This is a genomic window from Sphingorhabdus sp. (assembly GCF_035329025.1).
In the GTDB taxonomy this organism is placed as follows: domain Bacteria; phylum Pseudomonadota; class Alphaproteobacteria; order Sphingomonadales; family Sphingomonadaceae; genus Sphingorhabdus_B.
Genome location: NZ_DAOLHN010000039.1, coordinates 20,608 through 29,203, shown reverse-complemented (window position 1 = coordinate 29,203; position 8,596 = coordinate 20,608). Strand labels below are relative to the sequence as shown.

At 58.7% G+C, this 8,596-nt stretch carries 10 protein-coding genes and 1 pseudogene; 1 reads left to right on the top strand and 10 read right to left on the bottom strand.

Annotated elements, in window-relative coordinates; genetic code table 11:
• The 10 genes and pseudogenes from PKC81_RS11415 to PKC81_RS11370 form a co-directional block, all read right to left on the bottom strand.
• Window positions 1-890, bottom strand: a pseudogene (locus PKC81_RS11415) (ammonia channel protein); the annotation flags it as partial.
• Between the two features lie 34 nt (window positions 891-924).
• Window positions 925-1,263, bottom strand: coding sequence for a P-II family nitrogen regulator (locus tag PKC81_RS11410; protein WP_115550021.1), 339 nt, complete (start codon window positions 1,261-1,263; stop codon window positions 925-927).
• A 140-nt stretch (window positions 1,264-1,403) separates the two neighbouring features.
• Window positions 1,404-2,105 (bottom strand): endonuclease/exonuclease/phosphatase family protein, encoded by a 702-nt coding sequence (locus PKC81_RS11405; RefSeq protein WP_324336167.1) that lies wholly within the window; start codon window positions 2,103-2,105, stop codon window positions 1,404-1,406.
• A 2-nt stretch (window positions 2,106-2,107) separates the two neighbouring features.
• Window positions 2,108-2,668, bottom strand: coding sequence for a pyridoxamine 5'-phosphate oxidase family protein (locus PKC81_RS11400; protein WP_324336164.1), 561 nt, complete (start codon window positions 2,666-2,668; stop codon window positions 2,108-2,110).
• A gap of 91 nt (window positions 2,669-2,759) precedes the next feature.
• Entirely contained in the window at window positions 2,760-3,947 is a 1,188-nt protein-coding gene (locus PKC81_RS11395) for a hypothetical protein (RefSeq protein WP_324336172.1), read from the bottom strand.
• A gap of 129 nt (window positions 3,948-4,076) precedes the next feature.
• On the bottom strand, window positions 4,077-4,655 hold the full coding sequence (locus PKC81_RS11390) for a DUF924 family protein (RefSeq protein ID WP_324336162.1): 579 nt from the start codon (window positions 4,653-4,655) through the stop codon (window positions 4,077-4,079).
• Entirely contained in the window at window positions 4,652-6,079 is a 1,428-nt protein-coding gene (tldD, locus tag PKC81_RS11385) for a metalloprotease TldD (RefSeq protein WP_324336160.1), read from the bottom strand. Before tldD ends, PKC81_RS11390 begins: the two co-directional genes overlap by 4 nt.
• Before the next feature lie 40 nt (window positions 6,080-6,119).
• On the bottom strand, window positions 6,120-6,323 hold the full coding sequence (locus tag PKC81_RS11380) for a zinc-finger domain-containing protein (protein ID WP_324336159.1): 204 nt from the start codon (window positions 6,321-6,323) through the stop codon (window positions 6,120-6,122).
• A gap of 44 nt (window positions 6,324-6,367) precedes the next feature.
• The gene (locus tag PKC81_RS11375) at window positions 6,368-6,874 is read right to left on the bottom strand and encodes a DUF4402 domain-containing protein (protein ID WP_324336157.1); all 507 of its coding nucleotides are present in this window, start codon (window positions 6,872-6,874) and stop codon (window positions 6,368-6,370) included.
• Window positions 6,875-6,995: 121 nt separating this feature from the next.
• Window positions 6,996-7,550, bottom strand: coding sequence for a DUF4402 domain-containing protein (locus tag PKC81_RS11370; RefSeq protein ID WP_324336155.1), 555 nt, complete (start codon window positions 7,548-7,550; stop codon window positions 6,996-6,998).
• A 121-nt stretch (window positions 7,551-7,671) separates the two neighbouring features.
• Here PKC81_RS11370 and PKC81_RS11365 point away from each other — a divergent pair, with 121 nt between their 5' ends.
• Complete coding sequence (locus PKC81_RS11365) at window positions 7,672-8,595, top strand: ABC transporter ATP-binding protein (protein WP_324336153.1); 924 nt, start codon at window positions 7,672-7,674, stop codon at window positions 8,593-8,595.
• Window position 8,596 lies beyond the last annotated feature (1 nt).

Genomic DNA, 8,596 nt, shown 5'->3' with positions numbered 1-8,596 from the left:
CCATTGGCTTCAAGGTTGGAACCGGCGTTGAAGCCGAACCAGCCCACCCACAGCAAAGAGGCGCCGATCATGGTCATGGTCAGGCTGTGCGGAGGGGTTGCTTCCTTGCCATAGCCTACGCGCTTGCCGATGATGAGGCAGCCGACCAGACCAGCGATACCGGCGTTGATGTGGACAACGGTGCCGCCTGCGAAATCCAGTGCACCCATGCCCCACAGGTAACCGAAATCTGTCGGTGCGTCGGGCAGGAAGTCGGGGCCAGCCCAGTACCACACCATGTGTGCGATGGGGAAATAGGCAAAAGTCAGCCACAATACCGTGAAGATGATCAGCGGCGTGAACTTGATACGCTCTGCAAAGGCGCCGACAATCAGCGCCGGGGTGATGCAAGCAAAGGTCATCTGGAACACGACAAAGGCATATTCCGGAATGTAGACATTGTTGCTGAAGGTTGCTGCGAGTGTAGTAGCATCGACGCCGGCAAGGAATGCCTTGGAGAAGCCGCCGATAAATGGTCCGCCGCTAGTGAAGGCCAGGCTGTAGCCATAGCTGACCCACACAAGTGCTGCGACCGAAACGATCATGAAAACCTGCATCAGCAGGCTCAGCATATTCTTGGTGCGAACGAGGCCGCCATAGAACAACGCCAGTGCCGGGATCGACATCAGCAGCACCAGTGCGGAGCTGATCAGCATCCAGGTGGTGTCACCCTTGTCCACCATACCCGCCATCTGTTCGACAGTTGGGGCCTTGATCGGGCCATCTGCGACCGCAGCCGTTGCAGCAGCGGCACCTTCTGCAACCGCTTCGGCTGCCTCCTGCGCGAAAGCGGGCAGGGCTGCAAATACAGCCGCCCCCGTCGCACCAATCCATTTCATGTGTTTAAGCATGTGCTTTCTTCCCTGGTTAGTCCGGATGTTCTGGTTAAAGCGCGGCGTCACCGGCTTCGCCGGTGCGGATGCGCGTCGCTGCAACAAGTTCGATCTCGAAGATCTTGCCGTCGCCGATCGACCCTGTAGCGGCAGCGGCCTGGATGGCCTCAACCACGGCACCCGCGCTCTCGCTGGTGCAGGCGACTTCGATCTTGATCTTGGGCACCATATTGGTGGTGTATTCCGCGCCGCGATAAACTTCGGTCTGGCCCTTCTGGCGGCCAAAGCCTTTGACTTCGGTCACGGTCATGCCCGACACGCCCAGCCCGGCGAGCGCTTCACGCACCTCGTCCAGTTTGTGCGGCTTGATGATGGCAATGATATATTTCATGCACGCCCCCTTTTGTGGTTGTGCAATGCACAATGCAAAGGGTGTGCCAGAATCCGAAGGCCTTGGATTCCGAGGGTTGCAGGCTCCGGCTTTACATAAACTGCCTAAAATATAATCAGTGAAAAAACGCTGTATAAAAATTAGGCATGCTTGAGTGTCGCCCAAAGGGGCAGGTGATCGGATGCCCGTTTCGACAAGTCTGAAATATGCGCCCCGCTATTTTCAACCATGATGTCGTGGCTGACGATGATACGATCGAGCCGCGCCACAGGGCGGTTGCTGTGGAAACTGGGCGGTGTTTTGACCAGCCGGTGGTGGTGGAATGCGAACTCCGAAAGCGCGCCACGATCCGACCATTGGTTGAAATCCCCCATCAGCACGGTAGGCAGATGGTGGCTAGCCCCGTCGAGCCGTGCCAGCAGCGCGCGAATCTGCCGCCGCCGCCAGAGACCGGACAGGTCGAGGTGCGTGCCGATAACACGCAGTGGCACCCCGTTCAGCACCAACTCGGCGAGCACAGCGCCACGTGGTTCTAGGGTCGGTAACGGAACAATTTCGCTGTGCCTGACTTCGATGCCCCGTTTCACCAGCAAGGCATTTCCATGCCAGCCGATGCTTTGCGGCCGCCCGCCGATTTCAACTGGTTGATAGATGCCCTGCTCGAGCAGCAAATGGTGGGGGATCGCGCTAAGCCGGTTTCCGAACCGTCTGTCGGCCTCCTGCAGCGCGACGATGTCGGCATCGATTTCGCCCAGCACCTGTAAAATGCGCTCCGGATTGCGGCGCCGATCGGTGCCGACGCATTTGCGGATGTTGTAGGTTGCGACCTTAATGGACGGCACGGTCAGTCAGCAGGCCCGAAATAGCGGTCGGTCGGCCGGGTCGCTATTCCATCGATGCTTCTGGTCCGGCCTTGCGCTTTTGCTATCCAGGCGTCCGCATCCATTCCTGCATGCGCCTTCTTCAGTGTTTCGCGCTCGCGCTCAAAGGCCATGAAGGGCACACCCCAGCCGCAACTGGTCTGCACACTGTCGACATCGACAAGGATGATCTGACGTGTTCCGGGGAGGATTTCGAAATGGCTGGCCAGTTCAGCCCACTCGGCGTCCTGCGGCAAAACGGGTCGACCACGTCCGTAGATCCGTAGAATGAGCGCCGGCTGTTCGAAATTGCAGAACATGAAAGTGATGCGACCGTCGACTGACAGATGCGCATGCGTTTCATTGCCCGAACCGCCAAGGTCGAGATAAGCGACACGGTTTGGGGCCAGCACACCAAAGCTGTCATAGCCTTTGGGCGACAAATTGATTCGGCCGTCCGAAGCAGCCGTTGCCACAAAGAATACCGGCTGCTTGCCGATCATCTCGACATGCTTGTCGTTCAGGGCGTCGAAAAATTCGGACATCTGCTGTTAGTGCCAAACCGAGGGAGTGGCGTCCAGTGCGATATTGGGATGCCTATTCTCCCCACACGTTAACGGGAGGGGAGAGTTCTCATCAGCACTCCGTCCCCGGAATGGGAATCCCAAGCGGGCCCTTGCATGGCTTTTTCTTCTTAGGGGCAGGGGCGGTTCCGCCGTCACCCAAGCTGCCCGCACCAGCATTGCCCATGCCGGTCATAAAGCTTGCAAAGGCACGGAAGCGGGCCTTGGCGGTCCATTCGATGTTCCAGACAGCTTTCGGGTCGGCGGGTTTGGGCGGGAAGGCAAAATTTTCTTCAGGGCCAAAGGCGTTCATACTACCGAACATCATGCCCCCTGCAGCCGCCTTGGCTTCGGCCGGGATCTGGCAACTGGTCTGCGAGGGCGGCATCACATTTTTGGCGGCGATCTGTCGTTGTACTTCGGCGGGCGACAGCCAGCCCATGCCTTCGCCAAAATCGCGGTTGTTGGCTGAGGTCCACATCACCATGTCGCCCCCTTGACCAGCGCGCTCCATACCACCCATCGCCCAGGCAACATAGCCCGTGGCGGTCGGCACGCTGTTCCAGTTGAGCAGGATCGGGGCACCTGAGTCATTCGTGGTCACGTTCAGCGAGGCCATATAATCATTGACCAATGCGAACTTGATTTCGGGTGTGAAGGCACTGGCGATCCGGTGCTCACCGCGCAACGAGGAACCCGATTTGGGTTGCTTGCCGCTCTTGCCATTGGGCCACCAGGCGGCGTTCGCATCGCGCGCCTTGGCTTGTGCCTCATAGCGCTGCATCTGTTGCGGCATGTTGGCGGGCATTTTCGCGGTCGGCATTTTGGCGAAGTCGATGATGAAGGGCTGGCCCTTGGGCGCATTGGCGTGGCAGCCCCAGAACATCAGGATGCGGCCCTTGGGCTTTTCCATCGTCTGATTGGGATCATAATCGCGGTCAGGCTTTGTCGTCCCCGGCGCATCACCGAGCAAGGGTACTGATTTGCCCATCTTGGCTTGCGGCTGGAAGAAATGATCGCCCTTTTCCGGTTGGACTGGCGACGGCGTGGCCGAAGTCAGCCGCAGTTCGAGCATATAATTATCGCCGCCCCCGCCAAGCAGGCTTCCGAGGCCGCCGCCCATCATGGCTCCCATACCCATTCCCGACATGGTCTGTACGTCCATGGCATAGGTCGCCTTGGGGCCGGTCGTTTTCTGGGCAGAGCCGGGAACAACCGCAAATGCGGCGGCGAGAGTGGCAATTGAAGCAAATCGGTACATCGTGCGCACGGCAAAACTCCTTCCGTTCGACGCTATTGCGCCTGGAACCTGTGCGACCCGATTCTATGTGCTTAAGTTATATGCCTGCATTGATGCAGCGCAAGCGATTAGCAGCAATAGTGCCAGCAATTACCAGTTGTTACCTGCTGCAACAGCCTCTGCCTCGCCCGGGCGATCTGTGCGGCCAAGTGTCTTGTTGCGGTGCGGGAAACGACCGAAGCGTTCGATCATTGCCTGATGGTCTTGCGCATATTTCAACAGGTCCGGATCGCCGAGTTGGCTGATCAGGCGGACGGATTCGCGCTGGTCGTCCCGATTTTCGCTATGTTCAAATGGCAGATACAGGAACAGCCGCTCGTCCTTCGAAAGGCTGGCGTCGAACGCTCCCGCTATGGCTGCCTTGGCAATCGCCAGCGCAAGATGATCGGTGGCGAAGGCTTCAGCCGTTCCCCGATAGGCGTTGCGCGGCACCTGGTCGAACAAGATGACCGCGGCGAGTGCGGTTTGCGGGTCCGTCAGAAAATTGTCGGTCGGCCGTTCACGCAAGGCATCGCGCCAAGCCGCAAAGCCCTGAGTGACGGCAGCATCAAAGGCATCACCGCCCTTGAACCAATCGGCAAAGCCATGGTCGACGAACCAGAAATGAAGAAGCTGTTCCGCCCAGTCTGCGGGCGGTGCAACAACCTCCACTTCATCGTCGTCGATCATCCAGCCGTGCCGCCAACCGTCAGTGCGCTAACCAGCGTAGTCGGCTGCCCCACACCCGCAGGCACGCTCTGGCCACCTTTGCCACACACTCCGATGCCTTCGTCGAGCGCCATGTCGTTGCCGATGCCGATGATTTTGGTGAGCGACGTCGGGCCATCGCCGATCAGCGTCGCGCCCTTGATCGGGTCGCCCAGCTTGCCGTTCTTGACGCGATAGGCTTCGGTGCAGCTGAAAACAAACTTGCCCGAAACGATATCGACCTGTCCGCCGCCAAAGCTCTTGGCAAAGATGCCGTCCTTCACCCGGCTCAGCAGTTCGGCAGGGTCGTCATTGCCCCCGCGCATGAAGGTATTGGTCATGCGCGGCATCGGGGCGTGGGCATAGCTCTGGCGGCGGCCATTGCCAGTGGGCGCAACGCCCATCAGCCGCGCATTCAGCCGATCCTGCATATAGCCTTTCAATATGCCGTCTTCGATCAGGATGTTTTCCTGCGTCGGGGTGCCTTCATCGTCGATTGAAAGCGAACCTCGGCGATCTGCCATGCTGCCATCGTCGACCACGGTCACGCCGGGCGCAGCCACACGCTGTCCAATCTTGCCCGAAAAGGCGCTGGTGCCCTTGCGGTTGAAATCGCCTTCTAGGCCGTGACCGACCGCTTCGTGCAGCAGCACGCCGGGCCAGCCAGGGCCGAGCAGCACGGTCATTTCGCCCGCAGGGGCATCGACCGAACGCAGGTTGGTCAGTGATTGTGCCAGCGCCTCGTCGATCGCATGGTTCCATGCGGCTTCATCGAAAAGGTCATCATAGAGCTTGCGGCCGCCAAAGCCGTAGGTGCCAGTTTCGCGGCGGCCATTTTCTTCGGTTACAATAGAGACATTCAGACGCACCAGCGGACGGATGTCAGTCGCGACAAAACCATCGGCGCGGACGATTTCAATCACGGACCAACTGCCTGCGAGGCTGACAGACACTTGTGCGACACGCGGGTCGCGTGCTCGGGCGGCAGCGTCAATCTGCTGACAAAGGGCAACCTTCTTCGCGAACGGAACCAGATCGAGCGGATTGCCGTCGGTATAAAGATGGCGGTTATTCTTGCGCGGTGGCGGTGCAGCCTGCCCCTTTGCGGGATCGAGCAATTGCAGCGTTTCCGCTGCGCGGCGGATGGCACCTTCGCTCAAATCATTGGCGTGGCTGAAACCTGTCATTTCGCCCGAAACGCCGCGCAGGCCAAAGCCGGAGGCGGTCGAGTAATCCGCCATCTTCAGGCGACCATCGTCGAAACCGAAACTCTCGCTGGCGCTATATTGCAGATAGAGTTCGCCATCGTCGCACGCCTTCAGGGCGTCGCGCGTTACGCGCAAGGCGCCATCTGGATCGAGAAGGCCGGGTTGATAAAGGAAGCTGCGCGGGTCTGATATGCTCATGCCACCGATATAAGGACTGTGGCACGGAACGGAAGGGGCTTCAGCTGTTGTTTGGCGTCCCATTATCGGCAGGTCCGCCGACAAGCACATAGCGGCGATCGCAATAGCCACATTCGACCATGCCGCTCTCGTCGATTTCCAGCCACACACGTGGATGGCCCAGTGCGGCGGGAACGCCTTCGCCGCTGCCGTCGCAGGCGATGCGGTGGGTGCGGACTAGGATGGTTTCAGGCGCTTCGATCATGCCCAAGCCGTTAGCAAAGCTGTGCTCCCTCGGCAACGGGGCAGTTATTGGTAATTGAGTGTAATTGTCCAGGTGCCGCGATAGGTGCCCGGGGCCTGGTTGGCACCGACTTCGAGTGTTGCGCCGACTGGAAACCGGAATGCACCGGTTGCCCCGGCAATGCGGAACACTCTGGGTGTTGTCGTCAAAACAGCGGTCGGCGTGCTCCCAATGACAAATGTGCGGGCGCGCATGCGAACACCTGGACCGGTGAGGAAAATCGAATTGCTTCCCAATGACACCTGCACGCGCTGGTTGAATGCGCCCATGCCGGCAAATTCCGCGGGTTGGTGGCTGGCACCCAGCAGCGTTATATTGCCTGTCCGCGTTCTGCTTCCGTCCGGCGCAACGGTAACGGTTCCGGCTGTGTTGCTGGCAATGATTTGACCGAAACTCAACTCCTCAGTTTGGATGAAGCTAAGCGGAGTTACGACTCCGACCTGAGAACGCCCCTGCTCTGCGGCATTCTGCGCCCAAGCACCTGAGGCACAACTTGCGAATATGGCGCACATTGAAAGTGTGAAAGGATGGACGGAGGCGAAGCGCATTCATATAGTTATAGAAGTATAGTTATAACTATTTGGTAAACAGAAGATTTCGCGATTTGCCGCCGACTGCTGAGGTTTTTTTATGCTATTGGTAATCGAGCGTCAGCGTCCAGGTGCCGGTGTAGGTTCCCGGCTGCTGGTTAGCGTTTACAGCGAGCGTCGCTCCGACATAAAGCGCAAAAGCGCCGTTGCTCGACTGCTGCACCTGAAAGTTGCGCGGGATCGTGCTGAGCGTTTGGGCGGGGTTGGTATTCGCGCGAAACAAGCTGACGACCATCGGCGCACCTGGGCCGGTCAGCAACACAGTGTTTGATCCGACGCGCATCCTGACGGGACGGTTCGGCTGGGTTGGCTTCATGCCAGCAAACTCGGCAGGGTAATGGCTGTTGCCTATCAAGGTAACGCCGCCGGTTGAAGTACGCGTGCCGTTCGGCGCAACCGTCACCGTACCGGGCAGCGGACTTGCAGCAACGATACCGAAATGCAGGTCGCGAACCTTATAGAAACTGCCGGAACTGACGACCGAGACTTGCGAATCCAGCGCTTCGGTTTCCGCATGTGCAGGGGCAGTCGCGGCGGCCATCACAGCCGCAGCCAGCGCGAATCGCGCACATTTGTTTCGGATTTTTGCCCCACGCATTTGATCGCTCTGTCATCATCCTCGCAAATTTGCCTTAGCGTCTATGGTTAACCAGACTTAACCCCTTGATGCAAAGCCTTGCGTTGCGTGCGGGTCGGGCCTCGGCTATCGATTAACATCTATGACACAAGCCGCCATTTCGATCCGTGATCTCACGAAACGCTACTCTAATGGAAAGCAGGCGCTCGACGGTGTCAGCTTTGACGTCGAACGTGGTTCGATTTTTGGACTTCTGGGACCAAATGGCGCCGGAAAATCTACGATTATCAACATATTGGCGGGCATGGTGCAAAAGACCTCCGGTCATGCGAGTATCTGGGGATTCGACATCGACGTCAATCCGCGCAACGCCAAGGCTTCGATTGGCATTGTGCCGCAAGAGATCATGTTCGATCCCTTTTTCACGCCATTCGAAACGCTGGAGCTGTTTGCCGGGCTGTACGGCGTGCCAAAGGATAAACGCCGTTCGATGGAATTGCTGAAGGCCGTGCGACTGGAGGACAAGGCCGACGCCTATGCGCGCACGCTATCGGGCGGGATGAAGCGGCGGCTGCTGGTGGCCAAGGCGATGGTGCATTCGCCGCCGGTGATCGTGCTTGATGAGCCTACCGCAGGCGTCGATATCGAATTGCGCCAACAGCTCTGGGAATATGTGGTTGCACTCAACGAGCAGGGCACCACGGTTGTACTGACCACCCACTATCTCGAAGAAGCCGAGCAATTGTGCGACCGCATCGCGATCATCAACCATGGCAAGCTGATAGCCAATAAGCCGACCAAAGAACTGGTCGGAATGGCGCGCGAAAAGGCAGTGGTGCTGACGCTCGACCGCGATGTCGCCGAAGCGCCCAAGCATGATGCGTTTGAAAAAACCGAACTGGTCGCCGACCGCACGGTCGAGATCACCTATAACAAGGACCGCATGAACGCAGGTGAAGTGCTGGCGGCGGTGCAGGGGCTGGGCCTTGGCATTATCGACGTGACCACCAAGGAAGCCGACCTTGAAGACGTGTTCCTAAGCCTCACCAGCGGAAGCGCGGAGTGAA